The following is a 15,618-nucleotide window of genomic DNA, read 5'->3' as shown; positions in this document are numbered from 1 at the left end:
AGATAGCGTTCCCGTTCCGTTTTCGCCAGCTATGCTGAGGCTAATGCGGCCCGAGATTCTCTTTCCCCTGTTTGCCGACGTCTCCACCCTGAAGGGCGTGGGGCCCAGAAGCGCGCCTCTCGTGCACAAGCTGGCGGGTCCGCTGGTGCGCGATGTCCTGTTCCTGTCGCCGTCCGGAATCATCCAGCGCCGCCGCACGACCGCCGCCGCCGCCGTCGAGGGCGAGATCGGCGTCTTCGACGTTCTGATCGACCGACTGATCCCGCCGCACAAGATCGGCGCCCCGCTGAAGATGCGAGCGTCAGACGAGACCGGATTCGTTCACCTGATCTGGTTCGCGGGTTCGCCGCGCCATATCGAGAGCCTGGCCCCGCGCGGCGAGCGGCGGCTGGTCACAGGCAAGGTCGAGCGCTTCAATAACGAGGTGCAGATCGCGCACCCCGACTACATCCTGCCGCTGGACAAGGCGGACGAGATTCCGCTGTCCGAACCCGTCTATCCGGCGACGCAGGGGCTGACCTCGCGGGTGGTGAGGAAGCTGGCGCAGGGCGCGCTGGCGTTGGCTCCAGAGTTGGCCGAGTGGCAGGACGCCGCCTGGCTGGCGGCCCGGCGCTGGCCCGGCTGGCGCGCGGCGCTGGAGACCCTGCACGCACCCGCGTCCGAAATGGACCTGACGCCTGAGGCGCCGGCGCGTCAGCGCCTGGCCTACGATGAACTGTTCGCCCACCAGTTGGCTCTCGCGCGACGACGCCGCGCGCGTCAGATCACACCGGCGGCGCGGATTACGGCGGGCGAGGCCTCGCGCCGGATGCTGGCCGGCCTGCCCTTCACCCTGACCGGCGCCCAGGCCCGCGCCATCGAGGAAATCCGCGGCGACCTGGCCTCGGGCGAGCAGATGGGTCGGCTGCTGCAAGGCGACGTGGGTTCGGGCAAGACCGCCGTCGCGGCCCTGGCCTTGGCCGACGCCGCCTCCAGCGGCTTCCAGTCCGCCCTGATGGCTCCGACTGAAATCCTGGCGCGTCAGCACTATCAACGCCTCGGCCCGATGCTGGAAGAAGCCGGGATAGCGACCATTCTGCTGACCGGCCGCGACACGCAAGCCGAGCGACGCAAACGGCTGGCGGCCTTGGCCTCCGGCGAGGCCCAGGTCGCCATTGGCACCCACGCCCTGTTCCAGGACGCAGTGCAGTTCAAACGCCTAGCCCTGGCCGTCATCGACGAACAGCACCGCTTCGGCGTCAATGAGCGCCAGAGACTTCAGGCCAAGGGCGACCCGAGCCTCGGCGGCGTCCATCTGCTCACCATGTCGGCCACCCCGATTCCGCGCACGCTGGAACTGACACAGTACGGCGAACTGGAAGTCAGCCGCCTGATGGAGAAACCGCCGGGCCGCACCCCGGTCGCCACCGCCGTGGTGCCTCTGGTCCGCATCGGCGAAGTGGCCAAGCGACTGAAGGCGGCGATCGACAGCGGCGCCCAGGCCTATTGGATATGCCCTCTGGTCGCCGAGTCCGAGGCCATCGATCTGGCCGCCGCCGAGGAACGCGCCAACGATCTGCGCCGCATCCTGCAGGTCGAGGTGGGCCTGGCTCACGGCCAGATGCCGGGCGCCGAGCGTGAGGCCGTCATGGCCGAGTTCGCGGAAGGGCGCATCCCGCTATTGGTCGCCACCACGGTCGTCGAGGTGGGCGTGGACGTGCCCAACGCCTCCATCATGGTCATCGAACACGCCGACCGCTTCGGTCTGGCCCAACTGCACCAACTGCGCGGTCGGGTCGGACGCGGGGCCAAGTCCAGCACCTGCATCCTGTTGTACGGCGGTCAGGACGGGGCGTTAGGAGAGACCGCGCGCGAGCGCCTGGAAACCCTGCGCCGCACCGAAGACGGCTTCGAGATCGCCGAGGAGGACTTCCGTCTGCGCGGCGGCGGCGATCCTCTGGGCCTGAAGCAAAGCGGCTTCCCCGCCTATCGCTTCGCCGACCCGATCAAGCACCGCTCGCTGATGCTGGCGGCGTCGGATGACGCCCGCCTGATCCTGGGCCGCGATCCCGACCTGGCCAGTCCGCGCGGCGAGGCCGTGCGGGTGCTGGAATCCCTGTTCGACTGGCGCACCGACCGGCCAAGCGTGGACTAGAAGCCGACCGCCCGCTTCACAGCTGCCCGAACGCGGTCCTCGGCCATCTCGACGATCCGGGCCAATTCGGAAGGGCGTCGAGCCGAATTCTTGGCTGCGGCCCCTGCGGCATAGGCGCCTTCGCGACGCTGGGTGATGTCGGACACGTCGTCGGCCTGGATCGCCAACTGCGGCTGGCACAGCTTGACCGAGAACCGCCGTCCGATCTCGCGGCGCATCCAGCGATCGACCGCGCGCTCGCGGGCGATCCAGCCCCAGACGTTGGTCTCGTCGGGCAGGTGTGCGATCAGCCAATCTCTCAGCGGCCCGTTCACCACATAGGCATGGGTGTCATGAACGCCATGGATCGCCATGAGGCCGTCGACCGTCTCTCCCACGCCGATCGGCTCTCGCCCTCCCAGATACAGCATGTCTCCGACCGTCGAGGCCTGCGCCGTGGACAGGGTCTTGGACAGGGCCGCGGGCGACCCGGCGGGAATGGCGTCATCCTCCATGATCAGCACGCGCGCCCAGCCCAGACGCCGCGCCTCACGCAGGGCCCTGGCGTGCGACAGGGTGCAGCCAGCGCGGCCCGCCCAGGTCTGGTCGCGCTTGCGACCCCTGAACCACGGCCTTTCGCTATAGCCAGGCAGTTTCTGGCCGTCGGACGCCGACAGACGAACGACCCGGTCCCATGGCAGGACGTCCCGCCAGGCGTCCTGAAACGCCGCCCAGCGATCCGGGCGGCGGTCCAGGTTCAAGACGATGACGCCGTCGACGCCCCACGATTCGGCAGCATCAAGCGGCATTGGATTTTTCCCAGGCGCCGATACGATTCATCACGTCGGCTTCGATATCGGCATAGAAGAGGTTGAAAGGCGGAATCTTGCGGCGATCGGCCCAGGAGCCCTTCGGCCGGAAGGATTCAGAGTTCAGCGGCGAGCGCCACAGTATCCCGTCGCGGCACTCGGCGGCCACGATCCGGCTCTGGAAGGCCGGTCGCGCGCCCCATTCCAGATTGGTCGCATTGGTGGCCCCGCGACTGTCGCGCATGGCCGACGTGGGGTGCTGGGTCGAACCCGTCACCGGATTGACGCAGGCCGTGGGAGCCTCGTTGGCGCCGACCAACGCGCCGCGTTGGTCCCAGACCAGGGCGCGTCGCAACACCCGCTTGGCTTCGGTTTCGTCGCCCTGCTCCACCGATCGCCAGGCTAGGGCGCAGCCGAAGGCGTCTCGGCTCTGACAAAGCGGGACGTCCGTGAACCGCGCCTCGGAGATCAGGCCTTCCATGAGGTAGGCGGCCACAAGTCTTTGTTTCAGCGCAGGCTGGTTTGCGATGCGATCATGCAGGAGGCGATCGACCAGATCTGCGCCCTGCTCCACCCCGACCAGCACAATCGGGCCAGAGGGATGGGCCTGAAGCCAGCGGCTGAAAGCCTCATCAACATCCTGGTAGGCGAAGGCCCGCGCCTCTCGCGCGTCCTCACGCAGAGTCAGTCGGGTATAGAGGCTGGCCTGGCGATAGCGCGGCGCGCTGACGTCGCCGGCCCGCCCAAATGGCGCGGCATAGTTAGGCAGGACCCCACGACGAAGGTCGTCGTCGGCGTCTCGGTCATCGATGGGGCCGTTCCAGTGCTTGCCGCCTTCATAGGTCGTCGAATGCACGAAGAAGACATGGGCGGCGCCTGCCTCCGGCGCGCGCGCGTCACGCAGCGCCCAGGCTGAGGCCAGACCATAGTCCGGCGCGGGCGGCGGCTCATAGGTCTGGAACGGCACCTGGGGGTCCAGCCCCGCCTTCAGGATGTCGCCTCGCCAGACAGCGACAGCGGCCACCAGAATGAAGACCAGCACAAAACCCGTAACGCCGACCCATTGACGCAAGGTCAGGCTGGGAAATCTCATCGATAGGAATCCGGCTGCGACAGGAAGCCCTGGACGTAACGACGCACGCCCTCTTCCAGCGGCGTCGACTGGCCGCCGAAGCCCAAGGCGCGGATGCGGTCCATGCTGGCCTCGGTGAAGTACTGATACCGGTCGCGGATCGCCTCGGGCATGTCCACATAGGCGATGGAGGCTTCCTTGCCCGCTGCCGCGAAGGTGGCGCGCGCCAGGTCGGCGAAGGACCGCGCCTGACCCGATCCGGCGTTGAACACGCCCGACACGTCCGGCGTCTGCAGCAGCCATTCGATGATGTTCACCACGTCGTCGACATAGACGAAGTCGCGCAACTGGCCGCCATCGGGATAGTTGGGGTTGTGCGATTTAAACAGGCTGACCGTCTCGCCCGCCTGAACCTTGGGCCAGATCTGGGCTACGACCGACTTCATGCCGCCCTTGTGGCCCTCGTTCGGGCCATAGACGTTGAAGAATTTCAGCCCTGCCCACTGACGCGGCGCCTGATGGCGATCTGCCTGACGCACCGCATACTGATCGAACAGGTATTTCGAATAACCATAGGCGTTTAGCGGGCGAAGCGCATTCAGGCTCTCAGGATCGTCGCGATCCTCGAAACCTGTCTCGCCGTCGCCATAGGTGGCCGCCGATGAGGCGTAGATCATCCGCACGCCGCGCAGGGCGCACCAGTCCCAGATGTCGCGCGACAGGCTGAAGTTGGTGCGCAGGATCAGGTCGGCGTCCGGCTCGGTCGTCGAGGAGATGGCGCCCATATGCACCACGGCCTCGATGCGGTCGGCGTGGCGTTCCAACTGCTCGAACAGCTCTTCCGGCGCCCAGATGTCCGCGATCGAATGCTTGGCGATGTTCTTCCACTTGGCGAGGTCGGCGGTTTCCAGCCGGTCGCAGACCACCACGTCCCAGGCGCCCGCTTCGCATAGGCGCGCCACAATGTTGGAGCCGATGAAGCCGGCCCCACCCGTCACGACGATCATGCGAGGGGTCATTCGGCGGCTCCGGTCGTCATCTTCTCAATGGTCTTCGTGGTGGAATAGCCGTCGGCAAAATCAGCCAGACGAACCACGCCGCCCCAGCTCTCGACCTCGCTCGCGCCGACCACCTTGTCCTTGGTGTAGTCCGCGCCCTTGATCAGGACATCGGGGCGCAGCCGCTCGATCAGGGCCATCGGCGTCGGATCGTCAAAGGCCGTCACCCGGTCCACGCTGGCCAGACCGCCGATGACGGCGGCGCGGCTGTCCAGATCATTGACCGGCCGCCCCTCGCCCTTCAGGCGGCGCACCGAGGCGTCGGTGTTCAGCGCCACCACCAGCCGGTCGCACCAGCTGCGCGCCTGGGCCAGATAGGCGACATGGCCGCGGTGCAGGATGTCGAAGCAGCCGTTGGTGAAGCCGACCTTCAGGCCCTGACGCTTCCACGCCTCGACCTGATCCGACAGTTCGTCCAGCGGCGTGACCTTGGACTGGGCCAGGGTCGCGTGCTGGCTCATCTCGGCCTCGATCAGTTCGGCGGGCGTGACGACCGCCGTACCGCTCTTGCCGACCACCACGCCCGAAGCGAGGATGGCGAACTGAACCGCCGTCTCCAGCGACGCGCCCGCACCCAGCGCCAGACCCAGGGCCGCCAACGAGGTGTCGCCGGCGCCGGACACGTCATAGACCTCGCGCGCCCGACCGGGGAAATGCACCACAGCCCCGTCGCGACGGGCCAGGGTCATGCCCTTGCCGGCCCGCGTGACCACGACCGCCTTGGCCGTGCTGGCCGCCAGCAGGGCTGCCAGAGCGGCCTCTACCTCGGCGTCCGTCTCGACCGGCAGGCCGGTCGCGCCCGCCAGTTCGCTGGCGTTCGGCTTGATCAGGTCCACCGCGCCATAGCGGGCGAAGTCGCGGCCCTTGGGGTCGACGATGACCGGCGCGCCGTATTCACGGCCAGCCCACAGCGCCGCCGCGATCAGGGCGTCGTCCACCACGCCCTTGGCGTAGTCGGACAGCAGGATGGCTTGGGCGTCCTTGAACACCGTCTTCTCGCCATAACCGCCGACGGCCGGCTGCTCGTCGTCCAGCCGCAGCAGTTGCTGACCGGCGGCGACAAACCGCGTCTTGACGATGGTGGCCGCGCCCTCGGGACGGACAAGGGCGTCCTCGACCCGGTCCTCTGCAGCGATGAGATCGGACAGTTCGGCGCCCGCCGCATCCTGACCGACGACCGCGCCCAGCCGGGCAAAGCCGCCCAGAGCCGCGACATTGCGCGCCACATTTCCGACGCCGCCGGGCATGGCCACGGTGCGGCGCGCGCGCAGGACAGGGATCGGCGCCTCGGGCGAGATCCGGCTGACCTCGCCATAGACATAGCGGTCCAGCATCAGGTCGCCGACGCAGGCGACCTTCAGCTCATGCACCTGCGCCAGCAAACCTTGCAGCGCGCCCAAATCAAGTGATCGTTCAGCCATGACGCCGAACTACCGGATTCAGGCCGGGTTCGCCATCGGCGCCTTTGCGCCGACCTTGATGGCCAGGTCGTCGAAGGCGATCAGCTCGGCGGCCAGAGCCTCGAACTGGTCCAGCGGCACCATGTTGGGGCCGTCCGACGGGGCGTTGTCGGGGTCTTCGTGCGTTTCCAGGAAGACGGCGTCCACGCCCACGGCCACGGCGGCCCGCGCCAGAACCGGCACGAACTCACGCTGGCCGCCCGAAGACGTGCCCTGCCCGCCCGGCTGCTGCACGCTGTGGGTCGCGTCGAACACGACGGGACAGCCGATTTCACGCATGATCGGCAGCGAGCGCATATCGCTGACCAGGGTGTTGTAGCCGAAGCTGGCGCCGCGCTCGCAGGCCATGACATTGGGGTTGCCGGCGCCGACCACCTTGGCGATGACATTCTTCATGTCCCAGGGCGCCAGGAACTGACCCTTCTTGATATTGATCGCCTTGCCGGTGGCGGCGGCGGCCAGCAGCAGGTCGGTCTGGCGCGACAGGAAGGCCGGGATCTGCAGCACGTCCACGGCCTCGGCCACGCCTTCGCACTGGGCCTCGGAGTGGACGTCGGTCAGAGTCGGCAGGCCGGTCACTTCACGGATTTCGGCGAAGATCGGCAGGGCGTCCTTCAGGCCGATGCCGCGCGCGGCGGTGGCGCTGGTGCGGTTGGCCTTGTCGAAGCTGGTCTTGTAGATGATGCCGACATCCAGACGCTCGCCGATTTCCTTCAGCCGATGGGCCGTCTCCAGCGCGTGCTGGCGGCTTTCCATCTGGCAGGGGCCGGCGATGAAGACGATACGACGTCCGCCGCCGATCACGACGGGCTTTTTGAGGCCAGCGGACAGTTCGATGACGGCGTTGGGACGGTTCACGGCGGCGCTTTCGGCTGTTTGAATCGATAAAGTCGCGGTTTGTGGCGCAACTTTGCGTCCGACAGGTGGCGTCGAACCCTCAGCTTCGCAACCTACAGGGCGACTCAGCGCCTGACCACACAGCTGGGCAGCCTGTGTTATCGTGCCGCCATGCACACGCCCTCGAACAGCCCCCTGATCTCGACGCAAGAGCTGGCGGATCGCCTCGGCGCGCCTGATCTGCGGATCATGGACGCCAGTTGGTGGCTGGATGGACGGGACGCCCGCGCGGATTTCGAGGCGGAACGGCTGCCCGGCGCTGTCTTCTTTGATCTGGAGGCGATCTCCGACCACGACGCCCCCTATCCGCATATGCTGCCGACGCCGCTGGCCTTCGCTGAGGCCATGAGCGCGCTGGGCGTGGCGGAGAGCGACGACATCGTCGTCTATGACGCCCAGGGCTTGTTCTCAGCCGCGCGGGTCTGGTGGACGCTGCGGATCATGGGCGCGAAACGGGTGCGCGTTCTGGACGGCGGCTTGCCGAAATGGCGCGCCGAAGGACGGCCCTTGGAACATGGCCCCGTCGCCGCAAGAGACGCCTCGACCTTCAATCCCGTCTTTGCCGCCGACAGCGTGGTCGATCTGGAACAGGTCCGCCAGGCGCTGGGCGGCGAGGTTCAAGTGGTGGACGCCCGAGGGGCCCCGCGTTTCCGCGGACAAGCCGCCGAACCGCGCGCGGGCGTTCGCTCCGGCCATATGCCCGGCGCGCTGAACCTGCCCTTCGGCCAATTATTGAACGCGGATGGCACATTGAAGCGCGGTCCGGCGCTGCAAGCCGCCTTCCGCGACGCAGGGGTCGATCTGGATCGCCCCGTCATCACCAGTTGCGGCTCCGGCGTGACCGCCGCCATCCTGACCCTCGGCCTGGCCGAACTGGGCCGGTCGTCGCGGCTCTATGACGGGTCATGGGCCGAATGGGGTGCGCGCGATGACGCTCCGGTCGAGGTCGGCTGACTCTTAGGCCGCGGCCGGAATTGCCGCGTCGGTGTCCTCCTCTCCGCGCGACACCACAGTCGCCACGACCAGATCGCCCGTCACGTTCAGCGTGGTGCGACACATATCCAGGAAGCGGTCGACGCCCAGGATCAGGCCGATCCCTTCCGGCGGCACGCCCACCATGGCCAGGATCATGGCGATGACCGGAAGCGACCCCGCCGGCACGCCCGCTGTGCCGACCCCGCCCAGAATACAGACCAGCATGACGATGAGCTGCTGACCCAGGCTCAGATCAACGCCGAAGAACTGCGCCAGGAACAGCACCGTAACCCCCTCGAACAGGGCCGTGCCGTTCTGATTGGCCGTGGCCCCGACCGTCAGGACAAAGCGGGCGATCTTGCGGGGCAAGCCCAGGTTCTGCTCGGCCACACGCAGCGACACCGGCAGGCTGGCGTTCGACGAGGCGGTCGAAAAGGACACCACCATGGCCTCGCGAATGTCGCGGAAGAACTTCAACGGCGACATCCCGCCCAAAGTCGCGATGCAGATCGGATAGACCACGAACATGTGGATCGCCATCGCGCCTACCGCCACGGCGACAAAGGCCGCCAGCCTCACCAGCAGTTCCCACCCGAAGAGGGCCGCCAGATTGAACATCAGGCAGGCGATGGCGATGGGCGCCAGTCGGATGACCAGGTTGATCAGTTTCATCATCACCTCGAACAGACCTTCGATGGTCTGTTGCAGGCGATCCGTCGCCGGGCTCTTGGTCATCACCAGCCCGATGCCGAACAGCAGGGCGAAGACCATGACCGGCAGGATTTCGTTCTGCGCCGCCGCCGTGAAGACATTGGACGGCACCAGATCGAGGAAGAAGTCGCCCGCGCGAACCGAATCCGGCGCGCTGCCGACGATAGAGGCGGCGCCGCTGCGCCCCTGCTCCAGCAGTTGCTGGGCCAGCGCTGGGTCCACGCCGTCGCCGGGTCGGAAGACATTGACCATGACCAGGCCGATGATCACAGCGACCGCCGAAATAAAGACCGTGAACAGCAGGCTCTTGGTCCCAGCCCGCCCCAGGGTCTTCAGGTCGCCCATCTCGGCCACGCCCACCACCAAGGCCGAAAACAGCAGCGGCAGCACCAGCATGAAGAGCAGCCGCAGGAAGATCTGCCCCGCCGGCCCGGTAATGTTGGCGGTCAGCCACTGAACCCAGGGCGTCTCGCCGCCGATCGTCAGGTTGACCGCCAGCCCGCCCAGCAGCCCGACCAGAAAGCCGATCAGCATCAACAGATGCAGCGGAAGTTTCGGTCTGGTCGTGGCGGTCATGCATCCCCCGATCAGGCGACCGACCGGCGCCCTATCGGATCGGCAGGGCGTAGATCAGGCCGCTGGGCCGCGCGCTCCATTGCGCGTTCAGGCCTCTGGCCAGATTCAGCGCCGATTGCTGGCCAAGGTTCCGCTCGAAGATCTCGCCGTAGTTGCCGCCCGCCGCGATGGCGTCCCGCGCCCAGGTCCTTGGCAGGCCGACGGACGGCCCGAATTCCCCTTCGTCACCCAGCAAGCGACGGATGCGCGGTTCCTGGCTGTCGCGGGCCAGAGCGGCCACATTGCCCTTGGTCACGCCCAGTTCTTCGCCCAGCATCAGGGCGTTCAGGGTCCAGCGGATCACCGCCGTCCACTGATCGTCGCCGCGCCGCACGACCGGCCCCAGCGGCTCCTTGGAAATCACATCCGGCAAGATGGCGTGCTGTTGCGGATTGGCCAGGGTCGTTCGCGCCGCCGCCAGGGCCGAGATGTCGGCGGTGAAGGCGTCGCACTCCTCGCGCGCATAGGCCTGACGCGCCTCCTCCTCGGTCTTGACCATGACGGGGCGGAACTCGATCCCGCGCGTGCGGAAATAGTCCTCGACGTTCAGTTCCGTGGTGGAGCCGGTCTGCACGCAGATGCGCGCGCCGTTCAGTTCAGAGGCGCTGTTCAGGTTCAGCGCGCGGCGCACCAGGAAGCCCTGACCGTCGTAATAGTTGATCCCGGCGAAGCTCAGGTCGCCACCGGTGTCGCGGCTCATGGTCCAGGAGGTGTTGCGCCACAGGACGTCCACACGACCGTCGCGCAGAGCCTCGAACCTCAGCTCGGCCGTCAGCGGCACGAATCGCACAGCATCGGGATCACCGAAGATGGCCGCCGCCGTCGCTCGGCAGAAGTCGACGTCAAACCCGCGCCAGGCCCCGCGATTGTCGGTGTAGGCGAAACCGACGAGCCCCTGATTGACGCCGCAGTTCAGATGCCCGCGTTGCTTGATCGCCGCCAGGGTTGGGCTGGAGACCTCCGCCGGCATGGTCGTCGCGGTCGGGCGCGAGGTCGGGGTCGTCTCGGCGTGATCGGTCTTGCCTTGCCGCTCGCAGGCGGCCGTGGCCAGCAGCAGCGCCAGCGATATTCCCGTCACGATCCTCGACGCCCGCATTCCGGCACCCTCTCCAGCTTGCGCCCCCGCCTTCTTTAGAGCCCTCTAGGCGCCGAACCGCAACCCGCCGGAGCCTTCATGCCTCGCCTTTCCGACCGGACCCGCCTGATCGCCTCCGCCACGCGACGAGGCCAGGGCCGCCGCCCGGTCAATCCGCCGCTGGAGCGCGCCTCAACCATGCTCAGCGACGACCCGGCTTCGATGCAGGATTCGACGCCGGGACCTGTCTATGGCCTGGACGGGACCAGCGCCGCCCGCGAACTGCGCGCCGCCTTGGCCGATCTGGAGGGGGCGAGCGAGGCCTTCCTCGTCCCGTCCGGCCTCGCCGCCGTCACCGTCCCCCTGCTAGCCCTGCTGCGCCCGGGCGACGAGGTCGTGACCAGCGACGCCGCCTATGGCCCCACGCGCCGCTTCCTGACCCGGCACATGGCGGCCCGCGGCGTCGTCACGCACTTTCATCCGGCCGGCGCCTCGACCTCGGACATCCTGGCGCTTTGCAATGAGCGGACCCGCGTCCTGCTGATCGAATCTCCGTCGTCCCTCACGTTCGAGATCGTGGACGTGCCGGCCCTGGCCAAGGCCTGCAAGGCGCGCGGCGTGCTGACGGTGATGGACAACACTTGGGCGGCGGGGCTGGCGTTGCGCCCACTGGCCCACGGCGTTGATGTCAGCGTCCAGGCCGTGACCAAGTACGCGGCCGGCCATTCCGACCTGCTGATGGGCGCCATCGCGGTTCAGGACGCCGGGATCGCCCGCGCCATCCTGCACGCCATCGAAGACATGGGCTGGCACGTCTCGCCCGACGACGCCTGGCTGGCGCTGCGCGGCCTGCGCACCCTGCCCCTGCGCTACAACGAGGCGCTCAAGTCCGCGCTTCAGGTCGCCGAGTGGCTGCAAGCCCGGCCCGAGGTCGAGCGCGTCCTGTTCCCGCCCCTGCCCGGCTCGGTCGGTCACGACCTGTGGCGACGCGACTATTCCGGCGGCGCGGCCCTGATGGGCCTCGTCATGAAGGGCGGCGACAAGGCCTCGGCCCACGCCCTGATGGGCGCCCTCAACCTGTTCGGCATGGGCTATTCCTGGGGCGGCTTCGAGAGCCTGATCACCCACGAGACCCCGCAACTGGCTCATCGCCAGCACACGCCCGACCTGCCGGGCCAGTTGCTGCGCCTGCACGTCGGACTGGAAGACCCCGCCGACCTGATCGAAGATCTCGATAGGGGTTTCGAGGCGTGGCGCGCCCAGCAGGACTCGAACCTGCAACATCCCGCTTAGAAGGCGGGTGCTCTATCCGGTTGAGCTATGGGCGCCGGAGCGGGTGTCTGCCTATGAGGGTTCGCGCGCGGCGGCAAGGGGCGACATCGGACAGGAGTCCGTCGCTTGTCCATATTGGTAAAATTATTTTACAATAACGCTCGCTTTCGGAGTTTCACCATGTCTGATCTTCCCACCCGCCTTGTCCAGTTGACCACTCGCCCCGACGGCGATCTGGCGGCGTCGAACCTGGAGATTGTCGACGGGATCGCCCCCGCACCCGCCGAGGGCGAGGTTCAGGTGCGGAACCTCTGGATGTCCGTGGATCCCTATATGCTGAACCGCCTCTATGATCGGCCCAACTATGTGCCGCCGTTCAAGCTGGGCAAGCCGCTGGACGGCGGGGCCGTGGGCGAGGTCGTCGCCTCGGCCCACCCTGATTTCCAGCCCGGCGACCTGGTGCTCAACACCTATGGCTGGCGCGAGGTCTTCACCGCGCCCGGCAAGCGGCTGACGCAGATCGTGCCGAGCTCAATCGCTCCGCAGGACCATCTGGGCGTGGCGGGACTGACGGGCATGACGGCCTATGTCGGCCTGCTGCGTATCGCGGGCTTGAAGGAAGGCGACACCGTCTTCGTCTCGGCCGCCGCCGGCGCCGTGGGCACGGCGGCCTGCCAGATCGCCAAACTGAAAGGGTGCCGCGTCATCGGCTCGGCCGGCGGCGCGGCCAAGACCGCCTTCCTATTGAACGAGGTCGGGGTGGATCATGCCATCGACTATCGCGCCGAGGCGGACCTGTCCACCGCTCTGGCGGCGGCCGCGCCTGCCGGGATCGACGTCTATTTCGAGAATGTCGGCGGCGACCATTTCAACGCCGCCCTCGACAACGCCGCCATCGGCGCCCGCTTCGCCCTGTGCGGCATGATCGCCCAATACGGCAACGGCCAACCGCCGCTTCAGGCGCGAATGTTCCACGCCATCAGCAAGCGCATTCGTCTGGAGGGCTTCCTTCTGGGCGACCACGACGACTTGAAGCCGGCCTTCGAGCGCGACATCGCCGCCTGGCTGGCGGACGGCTCGGTCAAATCCTTCACGACCGTCAGCGAGGGCCTGGCGTCCGCGCCCGAGGCTTTCCGCAGCCTGCTGACCGGCGGCAACATCGGCAAGGCGCTGGTGCGCCTCTAGACATGAAAAAGCCGCCCGGAGCGATCCGGGCGGCGCTTTCTTCAAGCCTTGCCGACCCTAGTGGGTCCAGGACTGCTTGCGGTTGGTGGCAAAGTTGTCGGCATAGGCCTTGAGGATGATCGGCGCTTCCTGCGGTTCGTGCAGGCGGAAAGCGATGCCGTGGCGTTCGGCGTATTCGATCGCCTCTTCCTTGGTCTCGAAGTTCAGGCGCACCTGTCCGTTCATGTCGGTGGTGCTGGTCCAGCCGGTCAGCGGGTCCTGGGTCCGCGCCGAGGCGGGTTCGAACTCCAGCCGCCAGTCGTGGGTCTTGGCCTTGCCCGACTGCATCGCGGTCTTGGCCGGGCGATAGATGCGAGCGAGCATGGGCGTAATCCTTGAGCGACGTGTCTTGGCCGGGTCCATAACCCGACCTCGTCGCCCGGTCCAGCCGTCCGCCGCGACTTCAGGCGGCCAGAGCGCTCGAACCGGCGTCGATCCAGCGGCGCGCGGCGCGCTGGGCCTCGGCGATCTCGTCGTGCTCCATCTCCTGGCTCAGGTCGCGGCGATATTCCCGCGCCTCGACTGACCCCTTCATGGCCGCCAGGTTGAAGATCATGTGGGCCGAGACGCGGTCGATGGGACAACCGTCCAGACCCGATGAATAGGCCAGCCCCAGTCGGAACAGGGCGTCCCCGTCCATGTCGATGGTCGGCAGCGGCAGGGCCGCGGTTTCGATAGCCTCAGGCGCGGTAGGGTGCGCGGTCATAGCCAGTCCTCCAGGCCTTGGTCATTCTGACCCTGCCTTTCGAGCCTTATTCAAATACCGCCGGTTTGAAATTAGCGTTAACGGCCCCGCTGTCCAAACAGAACGGCGCGCGCGGCTTCCGCAGCCTTGCCCGATGCGGCCAGATTGGCCCGCCATTCCTCGCCGACCGCCCTGCCCGCCTTGACCGCGGGCCGCGCGCCGACCCGCTCCATCCAGGCGGCCAGATGCGGGAACTCGCTCAGGTCCTGCCCCTGATGATTTGGCAAAATCCAGGGCCAAATCGCCATGTCGGCGAGGGAATAGTCGCCCGCGACATAGTCCCGGTCCGCCAGGCGGCGGTTCAGCACGCCGTAAAGTCGGTGGGTCTCGTTCGTGTAGCGTTGCACGCCATAGGCGATCTGACGCTGGTCCCGGATCATGGCCGGGGCGTACTGGCGGAAGTGATGGGTCTGCCCCGCCATCGGCCCCAGGCCGCCCACCTGCCAGAACAGCCACTCGTCAACCTCGACCCGCGCCCGCAGATCAGCAGGGTAGAAGCGCCCCGACTTGGCGCCCAGATATTGAAGGATGGCGCCGGACTCGAAGATGGAGAGCGGCTGGCCGTCCGGTCCTTCGGGATCGACGATGGCGGGCATCCGGCCATTGGGGCTGATGGCCTGGAAGGCTGGCGTGAACTGCTCGCCCGCGCCGATGTTCACCGGCTTGACCACATAGGGCAGGCCCATTTCCTCCAGGGCGATGGAGATTTTCCAGCCGTTCGGCGTGGGCCAATACCAGAGCTCGATCGGCTGGGTCATCGCGGTCGCCTTCACTCGTGTCGGATCGTCCAGAGATGGCGCGCCCGAGATGAACAGACAAGGCTGAAACCTGACGGCGCCGTTCAGGACGAGTTCATGCGCCCGGGCCGACCTTGGCCTTCTGTTTCAACGGGCTGTCCGCAAGCTTCTTCGGCGCCCAGACCACGGAGACGAACCAGATGAACCGCCTCACCAAGGCCGCCATCGTCGCCCTGGCGCTGACCACCACGGCCGCGCCGTTGGCGGCTCAGGCCCAGAACCGCGATCACCGCGAGTATCGGCAGGAGCGCCGCGAGGATCGACATGATCGCCGCGATGATCGTCGCGACTATCGCCAGGATCGCCGCGAAGACCGACGTGAGTGGCGCGCCGACCGCCGCGACGACCGTCGGGACTATCGCCAGGATCAGCGCCGCGCCGAACGCTGGGATCGCAACAATCGTGACTGGTGGCGCGGCCGCCCCGAGTTCCGCGACTATCGCGGCGCGCGCAACGGCTACTGGTACGCGCCGGGCCGCGGCTACTACCGCGTGGATCCGCGCTATCAGAGCTATCGCTGGCGCCAAGGCGGCTACCTGCCCTCGGCCTATCGCGGCTACTACGTCGACGATCCCTATTATTACAACCTGCGTCCGGCGCCGCGTGGGTATCGCTATGTCCACGCCAACAACGACATCCTGCTGATCGCGGTCGCCACCGGCCTGATTGCTAGCGTGCTGCACGACGTCTACTAGGCCTCGCGCAGGTCTTGGGAAACGCCCCGCAAAGCTCAGCTTTGCGGGGCTTTTTTCATGACGCTTTCTGTATGTTTCCATCGACCGGCGTTCAGCCGTG

The 15,618-nt window shown here is 67.3% G+C and carries 15 protein-coding genes and 1 tRNA gene; 5 read left to right on the top strand and 11 right to left on the bottom strand.

The genetic code is table 11. The features are described 5' to 3' along the window. The first annotated feature begins 43 nt into the window (after positions 1–43). On the top strand, positions 44–2,134 hold the full coding sequence (recG, locus tag P0Y52_06230; protein ID WEK59137.1) for an ATP-dependent DNA helicase RecG: 2,091 nt from the start codon (positions 44–46) through the stop codon (positions 2,132–2,134). On the opposite strand, the gene P0Y52_06225 is transcribed toward recG, so the two are convergent. Genes P0Y52_06225 through kdsA form a run of 5 tightly spaced genes read right to left on the bottom strand, consistent with a single transcriptional unit; the run spans position 2,131 to position 7,370 of the window. Beyond that, positions 2,131–2,922, bottom strand: a complete 792-nt coding sequence (locus P0Y52_06225; protein ID WEK59136.1) for a hypothetical protein — start codon at positions 2,920–2,922, stop codon at positions 2,131–2,133. The two genes, recG and P0Y52_06225, sit on opposite strands and share 4 nt — an antisense overlap. After that, positions 2,912–4,015 carry a DUF3089 domain-containing protein gene (locus tag P0Y52_06220; GenBank protein WEK59135.1) on the bottom strand — a complete coding sequence of 368 codons (1,104 nt, stop codon included), beginning with the start codon at positions 4,013–4,015 and terminating at the stop codon, positions 2,912–2,914. The genes P0Y52_06225 and P0Y52_06220 overlap by 11 nt, the downstream gene beginning before the upstream one ends. Further along, a complete protein-coding gene (gene rfaD / locus P0Y52_06215; protein WEK59134.1) occupies positions 4,012–5,013 on the bottom strand; it encodes an ADP-glyceromanno-heptose 6-epimerase in 1,002 nt (333 codons plus the stop codon). Before rfaD ends, P0Y52_06220 begins: the two co-directional genes overlap by 4 nt. Further along, positions 5,010–6,473, bottom strand: a complete 1,464-nt coding sequence (gene rfaE2, locus P0Y52_06210) for a D-glycero-beta-D-manno-heptose 1-phosphate adenylyltransferase (protein WEK59133.1) — start codon at positions 6,471–6,473, stop codon at positions 5,010–5,012. Before rfaE2 ends, rfaD begins: the two co-directional genes overlap by 4 nt. Before the next feature lie 18 nt (positions 6,474–6,491). Then, a complete protein-coding gene (gene kdsA / locus P0Y52_06205; GenBank protein ID WEK59132.1) occupies positions 6,492–7,370 on the bottom strand; it encodes a 3-deoxy-8-phosphooctulonate synthase in 879 nt (292 codons plus the stop codon). Positions 7,371–7,520: 150 nt separating this feature from the next. Here kdsA and sseA point away from each other — a divergent pair, with 150 nt between their 5' ends. Next, positions 7,521–8,363 (top strand): 3-mercaptopyruvate sulfurtransferase, encoded by an 843-nt coding sequence (gene sseA / locus P0Y52_06200; protein ID WEK59131.1) that lies wholly within the window; start codon positions 7,521–7,523, stop codon positions 8,361–8,363. A 3-nt stretch (positions 8,364–8,366) separates the two neighbouring features. Here the strand turns inward: sseA and P0Y52_06195 are convergent, their stop codons facing one another. Next, complete coding sequence (locus P0Y52_06195) at positions 8,367–9,671, bottom strand: dicarboxylate/amino acid:cation symporter (protein ID WEK59130.1); 1,305 nt, start codon at positions 9,669–9,671, stop codon at positions 8,367–8,369. Positions 9,672–9,702: 31 nt separating this feature from the next. After that, positions 9,703–10,788 (bottom strand): amino acid ABC transporter substrate-binding protein, encoded by a 1,086-nt coding sequence (locus tag P0Y52_06190; protein ID WEK59129.1) that lies wholly within the window; start codon positions 10,786–10,788, stop codon positions 9,703–9,705. A gap of 96 nt (positions 10,789–10,884) precedes the next feature. Here P0Y52_06190 and metC point away from each other — a divergent pair, with 96 nt between their 5' ends. Next, entirely contained in the window at positions 10,885–12,078 is a 1,194-nt protein-coding gene (metC, locus tag P0Y52_06185) for a cystathionine beta-lyase (GenBank protein WEK59448.1), read from the top strand. Here the strand turns inward: metC and P0Y52_06180 are convergent. Next, positions 12,037–12,113, bottom strand: a tRNA-Arg gene (locus P0Y52_06180). The genes metC and P0Y52_06180 overlap by 42 nt on opposite strands. A 124-nt stretch (positions 12,114–12,237) precedes the next feature. Here P0Y52_06180 and P0Y52_06175 point away from each other — a divergent pair. Next, a complete protein-coding gene (locus P0Y52_06175; protein ID WEK59128.1) occupies positions 12,238–13,242 on the top strand; it encodes an NADP-dependent oxidoreductase in 1,005 nt (334 codons plus the stop codon). 57 nt (positions 13,243–13,299) lie between these two features. Here the strand turns inward: P0Y52_06175 and P0Y52_06170 are convergent, their stop codons facing one another. The 3 genes from P0Y52_06170 to P0Y52_06160 all read right to left on the bottom strand — a co-directional run bounded on the left by P0Y52_06170 (position 13,300) and on the right by P0Y52_06160 (position 14,784). Further along, complete coding sequence (locus P0Y52_06170) at positions 13,300–13,605, bottom strand: ETC complex I subunit (protein ID WEK59127.1); 306 nt, start codon at positions 13,603–13,605, stop codon at positions 13,300–13,302. A gap of 79 nt (positions 13,606–13,684) precedes the next feature. Next, positions 13,685–13,987 (bottom strand): sel1 repeat family protein, encoded by a 303-nt coding sequence (locus tag P0Y52_06165; protein WEK59126.1) that lies wholly within the window; start codon positions 13,985–13,987, stop codon positions 13,685–13,687. Between the two features lie 77 nt (positions 13,988–14,064). Further along, positions 14,065–14,784, bottom strand: coding sequence for a glutathione S-transferase N-terminal domain-containing protein (locus P0Y52_06160; GenBank protein WEK59125.1), 720 nt, complete (start codon positions 14,782–14,784; stop codon positions 14,065–14,067). 179 nt (positions 14,785–14,963) lie between these two features. Between P0Y52_06160 and P0Y52_06155 the strand changes: the two genes are divergently transcribed. Continuing rightward, positions 14,964–15,518: an RcnB family protein gene (locus P0Y52_06155; GenBank protein ID WEK59124.1), complete on the top strand. Its 555-nt coding sequence runs from the start codon at positions 14,964–14,966 to the stop codon at positions 15,516–15,518. Positions 15,519–15,618 lie beyond the last annotated feature (100 nt).

The sequence above is a fragment of the Candidatus Brevundimonas phytovorans genome (assembly GCA_029203145.1).
Classification (GTDB): Bacteria; Pseudomonadota; Alphaproteobacteria; order Caulobacterales; family Caulobacteraceae; genus Brevundimonas; species Brevundimonas phytovorans.
Note: the sequence above shows the minus strand (reverse complement) of the source record. Positions and strands in the feature narration are given on the sequence as shown.

Excerpts from the sequence above, each read along its gene's own strand:
- recG (WEK59137.1), top strand. The coding sequence starts at position 44 with ATGCGGCCCGAGATTCTCTTTCCCCTGTTTGCCGACGTCTCCACCCTG.
- P0Y52_06225 (WEK59136.1), bottom strand. The coding sequence starts at position 2,922 with ATGCCGCTTGATGCTGCCGAATCGTGGGGCGTCGACGGCGTCATCGTC.
- P0Y52_06220 (WEK59135.1), bottom strand. The coding sequence starts at position 4,015 with ATGAGATTTCCCAGCCTGACCTTGCGTCAATGGGTCGGCGTTACGGGT.
- rfaD (WEK59134.1), bottom strand. The coding sequence starts at position 5,013 with ATGACCCCTCGCATGATCGTCGTGACGGGTGGGGCCGGCTTCATCGGC.
- rfaE2 (WEK59133.1), bottom strand. The coding sequence starts at position 6,473 with ATGGCTGAACGATCACTTGATTTGGGCGCGCTGCAAGGTTTGCTGGCG.
- sseA (WEK59131.1), top strand. The coding sequence starts at position 7,521 with ATGCACACGCCCTCGAACAGCCCCCTGATCTCGACGCAAGAGCTGGCG.
- P0Y52_06195 (WEK59130.1), bottom strand. The coding sequence starts at position 9,671 with ATGACCGCCACGACCAGACCGAAACTTCCGCTGCATCTGTTGATGCTG.
- metC (WEK59448.1), top strand. The coding sequence starts at position 10,885 with ATGCCTCGCCTTTCCGACCGGACCCGCCTGATCGCCTCCGCCACGCGA.
- P0Y52_06175 (WEK59128.1), top strand. The coding sequence starts at position 12,238 with ATGTCTGATCTTCCCACCCGCCTTGTCCAGTTGACCACTCGCCCCGAC.
- P0Y52_06170 (WEK59127.1), bottom strand. The coding sequence starts at position 13,605 with ATGCTCGCTCGCATCTATCGCCCGGCCAAGACCGCGATGCAGTCGGGC.
- P0Y52_06165 (WEK59126.1), bottom strand. The coding sequence starts at position 13,987 with ATGACCGCGCACCCTACCGCGCCTGAGGCTATCGAAACCGCGGCCCTG.
- P0Y52_06160 (WEK59125.1), bottom strand. The coding sequence starts at position 14,784 with ATGACCCAGCCGATCGAGCTCTGGTATTGGCCCACGCCGAACGGCTGG.
- P0Y52_06155 (WEK59124.1), top strand. The coding sequence starts at position 14,964 with ATGAACCGCCTCACCAAGGCCGCCATCGTCGCCCTGGCGCTGACCACC.